Genomic DNA, 14,691 nt, shown 5'->3' with positions numbered 1-14,691 from the left:
AGCAGTTCCATGGCTGGTGATGGAGTTGGCATCCCCGGCAAGTCGAACATGGGCAGCAACCCGGGGCGAACATTCCTTTCGGTTGTCTACAGCCAGCAGGTGGCCACAAAAGCGCTCGAGCACCGGGATGTAGCATCTGGCAATGCACCGGCTCAAACGACTGATCCCTCTCGCCGCACTCTTTTTTACCTGGCATGCGACGGCAGATACCCCCCCTCGCCTTCAGGCGTTCTACAACAGCGCGCCCCCAAAGTATGAATGGGCATTCGGCGCCAAGCCGGGCTGTGATCCACGCCTTCCTGGCTCCGGGTTGCTTTCGCCGACGAAACCCGCAGTCAGGGGGCTGGAGGCTGCTGTTGCAGGCGACCTTGTCCTGGCCAGGCAATGTGAGAAGGAACTTCGGCAGTTTGCCCGGGTACGAAACGGCGCCCTGTTTTTCGCATTCAAGCAGGACTACATCGGTGAGTGGCCTTATCACATGCATGCGCCCTGGGTCTCGGCGCTGACGCAAGGTGTGGCGCTTGAGTTGTACATGGCCCTGGCCAAAGCGACCGGGGAATCGCACTACAGACTTCGCGCCCAGAAAATTTTCGCGTCGTACCTCGTACCAATCAACCAAGGGGGCTTTGCTCGCCGGACAGACCAGGGAGTGGTTCTCGAAGAATACCCCGCACCCACCCGGATTGCCGTCCTCAATGGTGGGCTGGTCTCAGCCATTGCATTGAAAGACTACGCCGACTGGAGCCACGACAGGAGAGCGGCAGATTTGTTCGGGCAGGCGGCGGCCTGGTTGGAACGCCACATTTCCGCCTACGATGTGACGAAGGCCGATGGCGGGCATACCTCTGCCTACGCGCTTGCCCCCCGCCGCCTGGACGTTATCTTCAGGTTTGTGGGAGGGACCGGCGATGTGGAGATCGATTCGATCTCGGTGAGCGGACAAGGATTCCGCCATGACATTCCCGTCGGCGACGGCTCGGCCGATCAGCAAGGCTTCCGCCATGCCAGCGTCATCACATCACCCAATATGAACTGGTCACAGCCTGTCAAATCCGGCGAACGCACGACCAGAAAAATCATACCGGGCTTGGGAAAATTCGATCATGCACCATTCCGAGTGCAGGTATCCACCCCCGAAGAACTGCACCGATGGGCATCGAATGCAGAGATCACGGTGACCTACCGGGCATCCGCACCGATCGACTTGCAGATCAACGATGGCCGCGAATACCACCGCATCGCCATCATGCAAGCATCGCGAGGATTCACCACCGGCAAGTTCTCCATACCGCAGGCAGCCATCGGCGCATTGCGATTTCCTGCCGGCCTGGTGGTGAACGACCTGTACACGGGATACAACCAGCAGCTTACGGCCATATTTGCGGAGATCACCGGCTCGTCAGCGATGCGCAGCTATTCAAGCCTATGGCGGTGAACCTGCGGGGCGGCTGCCCCAGGCTGGAGCCATCGCCCGATGAAAACAGCGGCATCGGCACAGCACACGGGCCAACGTCAACAGGCTTTTGACTGCTCCCACCGGGCCTGCTTGCGACAGAAAGTTGCCAAACAAAAAAAAGAGCCACGACATTGTCGTGGCTCTTTACTGTTTGGTTGCGCGAGAAGGATTTGAACCTCCGACCTTTGGGTTATGAGCCCAACGAGCTACCAGACTGCTCCATCGCGCGGTAAGAAATGAATTATAGCTTACTTTGCGGCGTCTGCGGAAGAATCTTCAGAAACTTCTGCGACTTCCGGGCGATCGACGAATTCGACGAAGGCCATGGGGGCATTGTCGCCCACGCGGTAACCCATCTTCAGGATGCGGGTGTAGCCACCGGGACGGGCCTTGAACAGGGGGCCGAGCACGTTGAAGAGCTTGGTCACGCTGTCGCGGTCACGCAGGCGATCGAAGGCCAGGCGGCGGTTCGCCACCGTGTCTTCCTTGGCCAGGGTGATCATGGGCTCGATCACGCGGCGCAGTTCCTTGGCCTTGGGGACGGTGGTCTTGATGGCCTCGTGCTCGATGAGCGAGTTCATCATGTTCTGCAGCATCGCGAGGCGGTGCGAGCTGGTGCGGTTCAGTTTACGGAGTCCGTGTCCGTGGCGCATGGTGCTTTTCCTTATCAGTCAATTAAAACGGGCAGCCGTATCAGGTACTGCCCGCAGCACTGGTTCCCCGGAATGGGGAACCGAAGATTATAGAACGATCAGCGCTTGTCGAGGCCAGCCGGGGGCCAGTTCTCGAGCTTCATGCCCAGCGTCAGGCCACGCGAAGCCAGCACTTCCTTGATCTCGTTGAGCGACTTGCGGCCCAGGTTCGGGGTCTTGAGCAGTTCGTTCTCGGTACGCTGGATCAGGTCGCCGATGTAGTAGATGTTCTCGGCCTTCAGGCAGTTGGCGGAGCGCACGGTGAGTTCCAGCTCGTCCACGGGGCGCAGCAGGATCGGGTCGAACGTGGCGCTGCCGCGCGGGCCGGCCGGTGTGTCGAATGCAGCCAGTTCGCCGCCCTCGAGCTGTGCGAAGACCGCCAGTTGTTCGACCAGGATCTTGGCGGAGGCGCGCACGGCGTCTTCCGCGGTGATCGCACCGTTCGTCTCGATCTCGACCACCAGCTTGTCCAGGTCGGTGCGCTGCTCGACGCGGGCGCTCTCGACCGTGTAGCTCACACGCTTGACCGGCGAGAAGGAGGCATCCAGCACGATGCGGCCGATCGACTTGGTCGATTCGTCGGCATAGCGGCGCAGGTTGCCCGGCACGTAGCCGCGGCCCTTCTCCACCTTGATCTGCATGTCCAGCTTGCCGCCTTGCGACAGGTGGGCGATCACGTGGTCGGGATTGACGATTTCCACGTCGTGCGGCGTCTGGATGTCGCGCGCGGTGACCACGCCCTCGCCATCCTTGCGCAGGCTCAGCGTGACTTCGTCGCGGTTGTGGAGCTTGAACACGACGCCCTTCAGGTTCAGCAGGATGTTCACGACATCTTCCTGAACGCCGTCGATGGACGAGTACTCATGGAGCACGCCGGCGATCGTCACTTCCGTTGCTGCGTAACCCACCATGGACGACAGCAGCACGCGGCGGATGGCGTTGCCGAGCGTGTGCCCGTAACCGCGCTCGAAGGGCTCCAGCGCGACCTTGGCGCGGTTGTGTCCGAGCTGCTCGACGTTGATCGTCTTGGGTTTCAGCAAATTGGTTTGCATGCAGACTTCCTCTCAATACCCCCAGCTCGTTACACCGGTAAGGCTGGCGAAGCACCCGTACCGCGATGCCTCGCGGTACGGGAAACAATTGCGATCGATGAACGCTGTGGATTAGCGCGAGTACAACTCAACGATCAGGGATTCGTTGATGTCTGCACCGAACTCGTCGCGGTCAGGCGCCTTCTTGAAGATGCCTTCGGCCTTGTCGGCGTTGACTTCCACCCAGGCAGGCATACCGACCTGCTGTGCCAGTTGCAGGGCTTCCGCGATGCGGGTCTGCTTCTTGGACTTTTCGCGCACGGCCACGACGTCGCCGGGCTTCACGAGGTAGGACGCGATGTTCACGGACTGGCCGTTCACCGTGATGGCCTTGTGGGACACCAGCTGGCGCGCCTCGGCGCGGGTGGAGCCGAAGCCCATGCGGTACACCACGTTGTCCAGGCGGGACTCGAGCAGCGACAGCAGGTTGGCGCCGGTGTTGCCCTTGCGGCGATCAGCGGCTTCGAAATAGCGGCGGAACTGCTTTTCCAGCACGCCGTACATGCGCTTGACCTTCTGCTTCTCGCGCAGCTGCAGACCGAAGTCGGAGGTGCGGGCGCCGGAGGTGCGGCCGTGCTGGCCAGGCTTGGAGTCGAACTTGGCCTTGTCCGCGATCGAGCGGCGTGCGCTCTTCAGGAACAGGTCGGTGCCTTCACGGCGGGAGAGTTTGGCCTTGGGGCCGAGATAACGTGCCACTTGAGCTTCCTTGAAATGTCATCTGCCGCGCCGAAAAACGCGGGAGCCACCCGCACCATGCCTTGCGGCATGCGCCCGGGTGGCGGTGGGCTTACGCAAAAAAATCAGATACGACGGCGCTTTTGCGGACGGCAGCCGTTGTGCGGGACCGGCGTCACGTCGGAGATGGACGTGATGCGGATGCCCAGGGCACCCAGTGCGCGCACCGACGATTCGCGACCCGGGCCGGGGCCCTTGATCTCGACGTCGAGGTTCTTGATGCCTTGCTCGATCGCGGCGCGGCCGGCCACTTCGGAAGCCACCTGGGCTGCGAAGGGGGTCGACTTGCGCGAACCCTTGAAACCCTGGCCACCGGAAGAGGCCCAGGACAGGGCGTTGCCCTGGCGGTCCGTGATCGTGATGATCGTGTTGTTGAACGAAGCGTGCACGTGCGCGATGCCGTCGGAAACGTTCTTGCGAACCTTCTTGCGCACACGCTGCGCTGCGTTATTGGCGGGAGACTTTGCCATGTGGATCTTTCAATCTGCTTATTTCTTGAGCGCTGCGGCACCCTTGCGCGGACCCTTGCGGGTGCGGGCGTTCGTGCGGGTGCGCTGACCACGCATCGGCAGACCACGGCGATGGCGGAAACCACGGTAGCAGCCGATGTCCATCAGGCGCTTGATGTTCATCGTGGTTTCGCGGCGCAGATCACCCTCGATGGTGAACTGGGCGATCTGGTCGCGGATTTTTTCGAGATCGCCGTCCGTCAGATCCTTGATCTTCTTGGAGTAGGCGATGCCGCAGGCTTCGCAGATCTTGCGAGCGCGCGTGCGTCCGATGCCGAAGATAGCCGTCAGGCCGATTTCAGCATGCTGATGCGGCGGAATGTTGATGCCAGCGATACGTGCCATTTGCGTCCTCTAAACTTTCAATCAACCTTGGCGCTGCTTATGGCGCATGTCGGTGCAGATGACCCGCACGACACCCTTGCGGCGGATGATCTTGCAGTTGCGGCAGATTTTCTTGACCGAAGCCGAAACTCTCATTTCACTCTCCTAAAACTAGTCCATTCGTTCCGGCCACGCGCGGAACACATTTGCGTGCCCGCGATGGATCGATGGGCATCATTAACCGTAACATGCTGGAGGCGAACCCGCGATTGTAGCGGATCCGCTTCCGGCTCGCCAGACCTCAGGTGCCTGGTGTTGCTTTGAAGTTCGCCTTCTTGAGCAGCGACTCGTACTGCTGGGACATCATGTAGTTCTGCACCTGGGCCATGAAGTCCATGGTGACGACCACGATGATCAGCAGGGACGTGCCGCCGAAATAGAACGGCACGTTGTACTTCAAGATCAGGAACTCGGGCAGCAGGCAGACGAAGGTGATGTACACCGCGCCGGCCAGCGTCAGCCGCACCAGGATCTTGTCGATGTAGCGGGCCGTCTGCTCGCCGGGACGGATCCCGGGAATGAACGCACCGCTCTTCTTCAGGTTGTCCGCCGTCTCACGGCTGTTGAAGACCAGCGCCGTGTAGAAGAAGCAGAAGAACACGATCGCGGCGGCATAGAACATCACGTAGACGGGCTGGCCAGGGGTCAGCGCACCGGAGATGTCACGCAGCCAGCGCATCGATTCGCCAGCACTGAACCAGTTCACGATCGTGGCAGGCAGCAGGATGATCGACGACGCGAAGATCGGCGGGATCACGCCGGCCATGTTCAGCTTCAGCGGCAGGTGCGACGACTGGCCCCCATAGACCTTGTTGCCCACCTGGCGGCGCGCATAGTTCACGAGGATCTTGCGCTGCCCGCGTTCGACGAACACCACGAAGTAGGTCACTGCGGCCACCAGCAGCACGATGAAGATCGCCGCCAGGATGCTCATCGCACCCGTGCGCACCAGCTCCAGCAGGCCACCGATGGAGCTCGGCAGGCCGGCCGCGATGCCGGAGAAGATCAGGATCGAGATACCGTTGCCCAGGCCACGCTCGGTGATCTGCTCGCCCAGCCACATGAGGAACATGGTGCCGGCCGTCAGGCTGACCACCGCGGTGAGGCGGAAGCCGAAGCCCGGGCTCAGCACGAGGCCGGCGGAGCTCTCCAGCGCAACGGCGATGCCGAGCGACTGGAAAATGGCCAGGCCCAGCGTTCCGTAGCGCGTGTACTGGGTGATCTTGCGGCGTCCGGCCTCGCCTTCCTTCTTCAATTGCTCGAAGGTGGGAAGGACATAGGTCATCAGCTGCATGATGATCGATGCCGAGATGTACGGCATGATCCCCAGCGCGAACACCGTGAAGCGGGACAGGGCCCCGCCCGAGAACATGTTGAACAGGTTCAGGATACCGCCATGCTGGCCACTGAACAGCTGCTGCAGCTGGGCCGGATCGATGCCCGGCACCGGGATGTGCGCCCCGATGCGATAGACGATCAGGGCCAGCAGCAGGAAAACCAGCCGGCGACGCAGGTCGCCGAATTTACCGGTCTTTGCAATCGACGCTGCACTGGTAGCCACGAATGCGTTCCTTCTTCAGGGTGCCGTTCAGGCCAGGCTGCCGCCGGCTGCCTCGATGGCTGCCTTCGCACCCGCCGTGGCACCGATGCCGTTCAGCTTCACGGCCTTGGTCAGCTCACCGCTCTTGATGACCTTGACCACCTTGGCGAGCTGGCCCACCACGCCGGCGCTCTTGAGCGCTGCGAGATCGACTTCGGCCAGGCCGAGCTGCTCGAGCGCGCTCAGGGTCACTTCGGCATTGAACTTCAGCAGGTGCGACTTGAAGCCGCGCTTGGGCAGACGGCGCTGCAGGGGCATCTGGCCGCCTTCGAAGCCCACCTTGTGGTAGCCACCCGAACGCGACTTCTGGCCCTTGTGGCCACGGCCTGCGGTCTTGCCCAGGCCGGAGCCGATGCCACGGCCCACACGGCGCTTGGCATGCTTCGCACCTTCTGCGGGCTTGATGCTATTGAGTTCCATCATCAACCTCTCAGAGGACCTTGACCAGATAGCTGATCTTGTTGATCATGCCGCGCACTTCGGGGCTGTCCTTGAGCTCGCTGATGCTGTTCAGCTTGCGCAGGCCCAGGCCGCGAACGGTGGCGCGGTGCGATTCCTTGGTGCCGATGGGGCTGCGCACCAGTTGAATCTTGACGGTTTGTTGCGTAGTCATTTGCAGAGCTCCGTTCAGGCGAAGATGTCTTCGACCGACTTGCCGCGCTTGGCTGCCACTTCCGCGGGGGTCGTGGAGTTCACCAGCGCGTCGAACGTGGCGCGGACCATGTTGTAGGGGTTCGAGGAACCGTGGCTCTTGGCCACGATGTCGGTGATGCCCACCACTTCGAACACGGCGCGCATGGGGCCGCCTGCGATGATGCCGGTACCCTTGGGAGCCGGATGCAGTTCGACCGAAGCGGCGCCGTGATGGCCCTTCACCGAGTGGTGGATGGAACCGTTCTTGAGCGCAACCTTCACCAGGTTGCGACGGCACTCTTCCATCGCCTTCTGCACGGCTGCCGGCACTTCCTTGGACTTGCCCTTGCCCATGCCCACGCGGCCGTCACCGTCGCCGACCACCGTCAGTGCAGCGAAGCCGAGGATACGGCCGCCCTTCACGACTTTGGTCACGCGGTTGACCGCGATCATCTTCTCGCGCATCCCGTCGTCTTGTCCTTCGGTCTGCACTTTGGGTTGAAACTTAGCCATTTTCTATTCGCTCCGCTTAGAACTGCAGGCCGGCTTCACGCGCGGCTTCTGCGAGGGCCTTCACGCGGCCGTGATATGCGAATCCAGCGCGGTCGAATGCGACTTTCTCGATGCCGGCGGCCTTCGCCTTTTCAGCGATGCGCTTGCCGATCATCTGGGCCGCGGCGGCGTTGCCGCCCTTGCCGGAACCGCCCAGTTCCTTGCGCACTTCGGCTTCCGCCGTGGATGCGCTGGCAAGCACGCGGCTGCCGTCTTCGGAAATGACGCTGGCGTAGATGTGGAGGTTCGTGCGGTTCACCGTCAGACGGACCACGCCTTGCTGTGCAATGCGGATACGGGTCTGGCGCGAACGACGAAGACGCTGCTCTTTCTTGGTCAACATGCTGCAGCTCCTTACTTCTTCTTGGTCTCTTTGATCGTGACCTTTTCATCCGAATAACGGATGCCCTTGCCCTTGTAGGGCTCGGGAGGACGAACGGCACGGATTTCGGCGGCCAGCTGGCCGACGCGTTGGCGGTCTGCGCCCTTGATCACGATTTCCGTGGGAGTCGGCGTGGCCACCGTGATACCGGCGGGCATGTCGAAGTTCACGGGGTGCGAATAGCCGACGGCGAGGTTCAGCTTGGCGCCCGAAGCCTGGGCCTTGTAGCCCACGCCGATCAGGTTCAGCTTCTTCTCGAAGCCCTTGCTGACACCCACCACCATGTTGTTCACGAGCTGGCGGATGGTGCCGCTCATGGCATTGGCTTCGCGGGAATCGTCGGCAGGCTCGAAGCTGAGCTTGCCTTCCTTGTTGGCGATCTTGACCAGGCGGTTCTGCGCCACGGACAGCGTACCGCCCGAGCCCTTCACGCTGATCTGGTCTTCCGTGATGGACACATCGACCCCGTTGGGGATGGCCACCGGCATTTTTCCTACGCGGGACATTTCAGTTTCTCCTCGATGCCACGTTAAGCGACGTAGCAAAGCACTTCGCCGCCGACGCCGGTGGCACGTGCCTTGCGATCCGTCATCACGCCCTTGGGCGTGGTGACGATGGCAACGCCCAGGCCGTTCATGACCTGGGGGATGGAGTCGCGACCCTTGTACACGCGCAGGCCGGGACGGCTCACGCGCTCGATGCGCTCGATCACCGGACGGCCGGCGTAGTACTTCAGGGAAATTTCGAGTTCGGACTTGTTGCCTTCGGACTTCACTTCGAAGCCGTCGATGTAACCCTCGTCCTTCAGCACCTGCGCGATGGCGATCTTCACTTTGGAAGAAGGCACGGAAACGGTGGCCTTGGACACCATTTGCGCATTGCGGATGCGGGTCAGCAAGTCGGCGATGGGATCACTCATGCTCATGTGTTTTCTCCTGCCTGCTTACCAGCTGGCCTTGGTGACACCCGGGATGTCACCGGCAAAAGCCAGTTCACGGATCTTGGCGCGGGCCAGACCGAATTGGCGGAACGTGCCACGGGGACGACCCGTGATTTCGCAGCGGTTGCGCTGGCGCGTGGGGTTCGCGTTGCGGGGAAGCTTCTGCAGGCCGAGGCGTGCGGCTTCGCGCTCCTCGTCGCTGCGCTTGGCGTCGCCGGCGATGGCCTTCAGTTCCGCATACTTCGCGGCGTACTTGGCTGCCAGTTTTTCGCGCTTCAGTTCGCGCTGGATCAAAGCTACTTTAGCCATACGCTGCCTTTAGTTCTTGAAGGGGAAACGGAAACCGGCGAGAAGGGCCTTGGCCTCTTCGTCCGACTTGGCCGTCGTGGTGATGCTGATATTCAGGCCGCGCAGGGCATCCACCTTGTCGTATTCGATTTCGGGGAAGATGATCTGCTCTTTGACGCCGATGTTGTAGTTGCCGCGGCCATCGAAGGCACGGCCGGAAATGCCGCGGAAGTCACGGACGCGGGGCAGTGCCACGGTCACGAAACGATCCAGGAATTCGTACATCTGGACGCCGCGCAGCGTGACCATGCAGCCGATGGCCTGGCCTTCGCGGATCTTGAAGCCGGCGATGGCCTTCTTGGCCTTCGTCACGACGGGCTTCTGGCCGGCGATCTTCGTCAGGTCGGCCACGGCGTTGTCCATGACCTTCTTGTCGGACACCGCTTCGCTCACACCCATGTTCAGGGTGATCTTCGTGAGGCGCGGGACCTCCATCGGCGAGGTGTAGCCGAACTGCTTGGTGAGTTCGGGAACGATCTTTTCGCGGTAGTGTTGTTGCAGTCGTGCCATGTTGACTCCTTAGGCCGCCTTGATTTCAGCGCCGCTGGACTTGAACACGCGAACGCGCGAACCATCCGCCTGCACCTTGATGCCCACGCGATCGGCCTTGCCCGTGGCAGCGTTGAAAATGGCCACGTTGGACTGGTGGATGGGCATGGCCTTTTCCACGATGCCGCCGGTCGTACCCTTCATGGGGTTCGGCTTCACGTGCTTCTTGACCAGGTTGATGCCGTCGATGACCAGATGGGAGTCATCCTTGCGCAGCGACACCGTGCCGCGCTTGCCTTTGTCGCGCCCGGTGAGCACGATCACTTCGTCGCCCTTGCGAATCTTGTTCATGGCGCGTCCTCAGAGAACTTCAGGAGCCAGGGACACGATCTTCATGAAGCGCTCGGTACGCAGTTCACGCGTCACGGGGCCGAAGATGCGGGTGCCGATAGGCTCCAGCTTTGCATTCAGCAACACTGCTGCGTTGCCGTCGAATTTGACGAGCGAACCGTCGCCGCGACGGATGCCCTTGGCGGTGCGGACCACCACTGCGCTGTAAACCTCGCCCTTCTTGACGCGGCCACGCGGAGCGGCTTCCTTGATGCTCACCTTGATGATGTCGCCCACGCTGGCATAGCGACGCTTGGAACCACCCAGCACCTTGATGCACAGGACGGACTTCGCGCCGGTATTGTCGGCAACGTCTAACCGAGATTCTGTCTGGATCATGTGAATATTCCCAACTTGCACCAGAAGATCGACAGCCCTGGAAACCTCGCAGGGCTGCTTATCAGCCAGTCAGTCTTGGGCCCGTCGTCCGCGGCGCAAACCATTTGCACCGCTTCCCGCTGGGCAGAAATCCGCGTAGAGAAACGCGAAGCCCTCGATTCTTTCAAAAAACCAAAGGCGTGTCAAGCAGTTAGCGGGGCACGGAGAGGTACTGCGCCGCCAGGGCCTCGAAGGCGGCGAGCGCGGGGTCCCTGCCCAGCTCCTCCTGGAGGATGCGGGCTACGTCGGGGGCGATCGCGAGGGCGCGGGCGGCATCGAGGAACAGCATCCGGCTGCGCCGCGAGAGCATGTCCTCGACCGTGCGGGCGTATTCATGGCGTGCGGCGAAGCGGACCATGGCCTCCGACAGCCCCGGCGCCAGCCAGCGCTGGGCGCCGGGCACGGTATCCAGGAACTCCGCCTCCGAGCCGTAGGAATGCGGCCCCTGGGCCTCGTCCATGCCGTGCCGAACGGCGCCCTGGGGGGCACCCACTACCGGCAGGCGCTGGGTGACGCCGCCGGCGCGGGCCGCCAGCAGGCCGGCATCGAAGCATTTTTGCAACACATCCTCCGCCATGGCACGGTAGGTGGTCCATTTCCCGCCGGTCACCGTGACTAGGCCACTGGGGCTGGCCAGCACGGTGTGCTCGCGGCTGATGCCCTTGGTGCTGCCACCCTCGTCGTCCGGCGGCCGGACGAGCGGGCGCAGGCCCACCCAGATGCTGCGCACATCCGACGCGGAAGGCGCGCGGGTGAGGTAGCGGGCCGACTCGCTCAGAATGAAGTCGGCTTCTTCCCGGAAAGGCAGGGGTTCGCGTTCGAGGTCCTGCCGGGGGCTGTCGGTGGTTCCGAGGATGACCTTCCCGAGCCAGGGCACGGCGAAGAGGACGCGGCCGTCGGCCGTCTTGGGGACCATCATGGCATGGTCGGAGGGCAGGAACTCCCGGTCCACGACGATGTGCACGCCCTGGCTGGGGGCAACGATGGGCTTGGCCGGACGGCCGAGCGCTTCGGCGTCCTGGCGCAGCAGCCCGTCCACCCACACGCCGGTCGCGTTGACCACGCAGCGCGCACGCACCGTGTAGCGGGTGCCGGTTTCCACGTCCTCGCAGTGCAGGCCCGCCACCTTGCCGTTTTCATGGATGAGCTCGCGGGCGGGGCAATAGTTGACCAGCAGCGCGCCGCGGAGAGCAGCCGTGCGCGCCAGCGCCAACGCCAGCCGGGCGTCGTCGAACTGGCCGTCCCAGTACTTGACGCCGCCCCGCAGCCCTTCGCGGCGCACGGTGGGCAGCAGGCGCATGGTGCCTTCGCGGCCGAGGAATTCGGTAGTGCCCAGGCCGGCGCGACCCGCCAGCAGGTCGTAGGCCTTCAGGCCCACTCCGTAGAACGGCGTCTCCCACAGGTGGTAGGAGGGCATGACGAACGGCAGGGGCTGGGCCAGGTGGGGCGCATTGCCCAGCAGGGTCGTGCGCTCGTGGAGCGCCTCGCGCACCAGGGAGATGTTGCCCTGGGCCAGGTAGCGGACGCCGCCATGCACCAGCTTGGTGGCGCGCGACGAGGTGCCCTTGGCGAAGTCATGGGACTCCACGAGCACGACGCTGAAGCCGCGCGCGGCAGCGTCGAGCGCCACGCCGAGCCCCGTGGCGCCGCCCCCGATGACCGCCAGGTCGTACTGCCGGGGTTCGGCAAGCCGCGCCAGGAGCTGGGCGCGCACGGTGGGCTGGGGCGTGTTCGGGGAGGTCATGGGATGGATTGTCCATTCAACCGGGGCGAAATTCAGGGTTTACCCTGATACCACCCCGCAAAGGCAGGTCTCCCGCGCGGCCCCGGGGACAGGGCCGGGCGGGAGACCGGAGAAAGAAAGTGGCGGCCCGCGCCGGGCCGCCGCCGGTCGTCAGCGCACCTTGCCGTCCTTCCAGGCCTGCAGCAGGCGGTCGTAGGCGATGGTTTCACCCTTCGGCTTTTCGTTGGCCAGCTTCTTCCAGGGGGCGTGCTCGTCGCTCAGCCACTTGGCGGGGTCGCCCTTGGGGTTGAGCTTGGGCGCGCAGTGGGCCATGCCGGCGCGCTGCAGGCGGGCCATCACCTGGTCCATTTCCTCGGCGAGGTTGTCCATGGCGCCCTGCGGGGTCTTCTCGCCCGTGACGGCCTGGGCCACGTTTTTCCACCAGAGCTGCGCGAGCTTGGGGTAGTCGGGCACGTTGTTGCCGGTGGGGGTCCAGGCGACGCGCGCCGGGCTGCGGTAGAACTCCACGAGGCCGCCCAGCTTGGGCGCCGCGTCGGTCATGGCCTTGGAGCGGATGTCGGATTCGCGGATCGGCGTCAGGCCCACCAGGGTCTTCTTGAGGGACGTGGTCTTGGCCGTGACGAACTGGGCGTAGAGCCAGGCGGCGGCCGTGCGGTTGGCGTCATGGTCCTTGAAGAAGGTCCAGCTGCCCACGTCCTGGTAGCCGTTCTGCATGCCGTCCTTCCAGTAGGGGCCGTTGGGGCCGGGGGCCATGCGCCACTTCGGGGTGCCGTCGGCATTCACGACCGGCAGGCCGGGCTTGACCATGTCGGCGGTGAAGGCGGTGTACCAGAAGATCTGCTGGGCGATCTGGCCCTGCGCGGGCACGGGGCCGGATTCGCCGAAGGTCATGCCCATGGCTTCCTTGGGCGCGTACTTCTTCATCCAGTCGATGTACTTGGTCAGCGCATAGACGGCGGCAGGCGAGTTGGTGGCGCCGCCGCGCGAGACGGATGCGCCGACCGGCGTGCACTTGTCGTCGGCCACGCGGATGCCCCATTCATCGACGGGCATGCCGTTGGGGATGCCCTTGTCGGCGGCACCGGCCATGGAGAGCCAGGCGTCGGTGAAGCGCCAGCCCAGCGACGGGTCCTTCTTGCCGTAGTCCATGTGGCCGTAGATGGGCTTGCCGTCGATCTGCTTGACGTCGTTGCTGAAGAACTCGGCGATGTCCTCGTAGGCGCTCCAGTTCTGCGGCACGCCCAGCTCGTAGCCGTACTTGGCCTTGAACTTGTCCTTCAGGTCCTTGCGCTCGAACAGGTCGGCGCGGAACCAGTACAGGTTGGCGAACTGCTGGTCGGGCAGCTGGTACATCTGGCCGTCCGGCGCCGTGGTGAAGCTGGTGCCGATGAAGTCCTTGATGTCGATGCCGGGGTTGGTCCACTCCTTGCCCGCCTTGGCCATGTAGTCGGTGAGCGACATGATCTTGCCGTAGCGGTAGTGGGTGCCGATCAGGTCGGAGTCGGAGATCCAGCCGTCGTAGATGGACTTGCCGGACTGCATGGAGGTCTGCAGCTTCTCGACCACGTCGCCTTCCTGGATCAGGTCATGCTTGACCTTGATGCCGGTGATCTCCTCGAAGGCCTTGGCCAGCGTCTTGGACTCGTATTCGTGCGTGGTGAGGGTTTCGGAGACGACCGAGATGTCCTTCACGCCCTTGGCCTGCAGCTTTTTGGCGGCGTCGATGAACCACTTCATCTCGGCCATCTGCTGGTCCTTGCTGAGCGTCGAAGGCTGGAATTCGCTGTCGATCCACTTCTTGGCCTCCGCCTCGCCGGCCCATGCGGCCTGCCCGATCACCAGGGCCGTGGCGGCGAACGCCAGGGCGGTCAAACGCATCTTCATGACTGTCTCCTTGTTAGGTGGGTGTCCCCTGCTGCCATTGCGACCGGCCGGCGGCCCCGGGGAGCGGGGGGCCGCGCGTCCGCGAAAAATCAGCCCTTGCGCAGGATCAGCGCCAGGACCAGCATCGACAGCACGAAGCTGATCCAGACGGAAGGCTCCTGCTCGAGCTTGAACCACTCGGCGAACTTCGCGCCCAGGCCCACGAAGATGAGGTTGATGTAGGCTGCCGAGAGCAGGCCGATGAAGAGCCGGTCGCCGCGCGTGGTGGCGATGGGCAGGAAGCCACGGCGCAAGGTGGTGGGGGACTTGACCTCCCACACGGCCATGCCGGCGAGCATGAGCACGATGCAAACGAAGAAGACCGCAACAGGCGTGGTCCAGGCCATCCAATCAAACATGATCGCCCCCCTGTGCGCCTGCGGCGCTTCCCCCCAGGGGGACGCAGCCAGTGGCCGGGCAAAGCCCGTTCCACGGCTGCTGCTGG

Annotated in this window: 21 protein-coding genes and 1 tRNA gene; 1 reads left to right on the top strand and 21 read right to left on the bottom strand. The window is 63.3% G+C overall.

Features of this window, described 5'->3' with window-relative positions:
- The first annotated feature begins 142 nt into the window (after positions 1-142).
- Positions 143-1,435, top strand: a complete 1,293-nt coding sequence (locus T336_RS25865; protein ID WP_084151348.1) for a D-glucuronyl C5-epimerase family protein — start codon at positions 143-145, stop codon at positions 1,433-1,435.
- 173 nt (positions 1,436-1,608) lie between these two features.
- Here T336_RS25865 and T336_RS0101870 read toward each other — a convergent pair.
- The 21 genes from T336_RS0101870 to T336_RS0101770 form a co-directional block, all read right to left on the bottom strand.
- Positions 1,609-1,685, bottom strand: a tRNA-Met gene (locus tag T336_RS0101870).
- A 19-nt stretch (positions 1,686-1,704) separates the two neighbouring features.
- Positions 1,705-2,109: a 50S ribosomal protein L17 gene (rplQ, locus tag T336_RS0101865; protein WP_013593080.1), complete on the bottom strand. Its 405-nt coding sequence runs from the start codon at positions 2,107-2,109 to the stop codon at positions 1,705-1,707.
- Between the two features lie 98 nt (positions 2,110-2,207).
- A complete protein-coding gene (locus tag T336_RS0101860; RefSeq protein ID WP_011793801.1) occupies positions 2,208-3,200 on the bottom strand; it encodes a DNA-directed RNA polymerase subunit alpha in 993 nt (330 codons plus the stop codon).
- Positions 3,201-3,311: 111 nt separating this feature from the next.
- Complete coding sequence (gene rpsD, locus T336_RS0101855; RefSeq protein ID WP_019699981.1) at positions 3,312-3,935, bottom strand: 30S ribosomal protein S4; 624 nt, start codon at positions 3,933-3,935, stop codon at positions 3,312-3,314.
- A 104-nt stretch (positions 3,936-4,039) separates the two neighbouring features.
- Complete coding sequence (rpsK, locus tag T336_RS0101850; protein ID WP_011793799.1) at positions 4,040-4,444, bottom strand: 30S ribosomal protein S11; 405 nt, start codon at positions 4,442-4,444, stop codon at positions 4,040-4,042.
- A gap of 18 nt (positions 4,445-4,462) precedes the next feature.
- A complete protein-coding gene (gene rpsM, locus T336_RS0101845) occupies positions 4,463-4,828 on the bottom strand; it encodes a 30S ribosomal protein S13 (protein WP_011793798.1) in 366 nt (121 codons plus the stop codon).
- Between the two features lie 21 nt (positions 4,829-4,849).
- Positions 4,850-4,963 carry a 50S ribosomal protein L36 gene (gene rpmJ, locus T336_RS25860; protein ID WP_011793797.1) on the bottom strand — a complete coding sequence of 38 codons (114 nt, stop codon included), beginning with the start codon at positions 4,961-4,963 and terminating at the stop codon, positions 4,850-4,852.
- Positions 4,964-5,108: 145 nt separating this feature from the next.
- Entirely contained in the window at positions 5,109-6,428 is a 1,320-nt protein-coding gene (secY, locus tag T336_RS0101835; protein WP_019699980.1) for a preprotein translocase subunit SecY, read from the bottom strand.
- 27 nt (positions 6,429-6,455) lie between these two features.
- On the bottom strand, positions 6,456-6,887 hold the full coding sequence (gene rplO / locus T336_RS0101830) for a 50S ribosomal protein L15 (RefSeq protein WP_026431286.1): 432 nt from the start codon (positions 6,885-6,887) through the stop codon (positions 6,456-6,458).
- 10 nt (positions 6,888-6,897) lie between these two features.
- Entirely contained in the window at positions 6,898-7,080 is a 183-nt protein-coding gene (rpmD, locus tag T336_RS0101825; protein WP_013593076.1) for a 50S ribosomal protein L30, read from the bottom strand.
- Between the two features lie 14 nt (positions 7,081-7,094).
- Positions 7,095-7,613 (bottom strand): 30S ribosomal protein S5, encoded by a 519-nt coding sequence (gene rpsE, locus T336_RS0101820; protein ID WP_013593075.1) that lies wholly within the window; start codon positions 7,611-7,613, stop codon positions 7,095-7,097.
- 16 nt (positions 7,614-7,629) lie between these two features.
- Positions 7,630-7,995 (bottom strand): 50S ribosomal protein L18, encoded by a 366-nt coding sequence (gene rplR / locus T336_RS0101815; protein ID WP_011793792.1) that lies wholly within the window; start codon positions 7,993-7,995, stop codon positions 7,630-7,632.
- An 11-nt stretch (positions 7,996-8,006) separates the two neighbouring features.
- Complete coding sequence (gene rplF, locus T336_RS0101810; protein WP_019699978.1) at positions 8,007-8,540, bottom strand: 50S ribosomal protein L6; 534 nt, start codon at positions 8,538-8,540, stop codon at positions 8,007-8,009.
- A 23-nt stretch (positions 8,541-8,563) separates the two neighbouring features.
- Positions 8,564-8,959: a 30S ribosomal protein S8 gene (rpsH, locus tag T336_RS0101805; protein WP_011793790.1), complete on the bottom strand. Its 396-nt coding sequence runs from the start codon at positions 8,957-8,959 to the stop codon at positions 8,564-8,566.
- Positions 8,960-8,977: 18 nt separating this feature from the next.
- Positions 8,978-9,283 carry a 30S ribosomal protein S14 gene (gene rpsN / locus T336_RS0101800; RefSeq protein WP_013593072.1) on the bottom strand — a complete coding sequence of 102 codons (306 nt, stop codon included), beginning with the start codon at positions 9,281-9,283 and terminating at the stop codon, positions 8,978-8,980.
- A 9-nt stretch (positions 9,284-9,292) separates the two neighbouring features.
- A complete protein-coding gene (gene rplE, locus T336_RS0101795; protein ID WP_011793788.1) occupies positions 9,293-9,832 on the bottom strand; it encodes a 50S ribosomal protein L5 in 540 nt (179 codons plus the stop codon).
- Positions 9,833-9,841: 9 nt separating this feature from the next.
- Positions 9,842-10,162 (bottom strand): 50S ribosomal protein L24, encoded by a 321-nt coding sequence (rplX, locus tag T336_RS0101790; protein ID WP_013593071.1) that lies wholly within the window; start codon positions 10,160-10,162, stop codon positions 9,842-9,844.
- A 9-nt stretch (positions 10,163-10,171) separates the two neighbouring features.
- Positions 10,172-10,540: a 50S ribosomal protein L14 gene (gene rplN / locus T336_RS0101785; protein WP_013593070.1), complete on the bottom strand. Its 369-nt coding sequence runs from the start codon at positions 10,538-10,540 to the stop codon at positions 10,172-10,174.
- Positions 10,541-10,730: 190 nt separating this feature from the next.
- On the bottom strand, positions 10,731-12,323 hold the full coding sequence (locus T336_RS0101780) for a glycerol-3-phosphate dehydrogenase/oxidase (protein WP_026431283.1): 1,593 nt from the start codon (positions 12,321-12,323) through the stop codon (positions 10,731-10,733).
- A gap of 150 nt (positions 12,324-12,473) precedes the next feature.
- Positions 12,474-14,207 (bottom strand): ABC transporter substrate-binding protein, encoded by a 1,734-nt coding sequence (locus T336_RS0101775; RefSeq protein WP_013593068.1) that lies wholly within the window; start codon positions 14,205-14,207, stop codon positions 12,474-12,476.
- Positions 14,208-14,296: 89 nt separating this feature from the next.
- Positions 14,297-14,605, bottom strand: a complete 309-nt coding sequence (locus T336_RS0101770; protein ID WP_026431282.1) for a DUF2160 domain-containing protein — start codon at positions 14,603-14,605, stop codon at positions 14,297-14,299.
- Positions 14,606-14,691: the final 86 nt, after the last annotated feature.

This window comes from Paracidovorax oryzae ATCC 19882 (assembly GCF_000687165.1).
Taxonomy (GTDB): domain Bacteria; phylum Pseudomonadota; class Gammaproteobacteria; order Burkholderiales; family Burkholderiaceae_C; genus Paracidovorax; species Paracidovorax oryzae.
The sequence above is the reverse complement of the archived record's forward strand: the minus strand, read 5'-3'. Positions and strand labels throughout refer to the sequence as shown.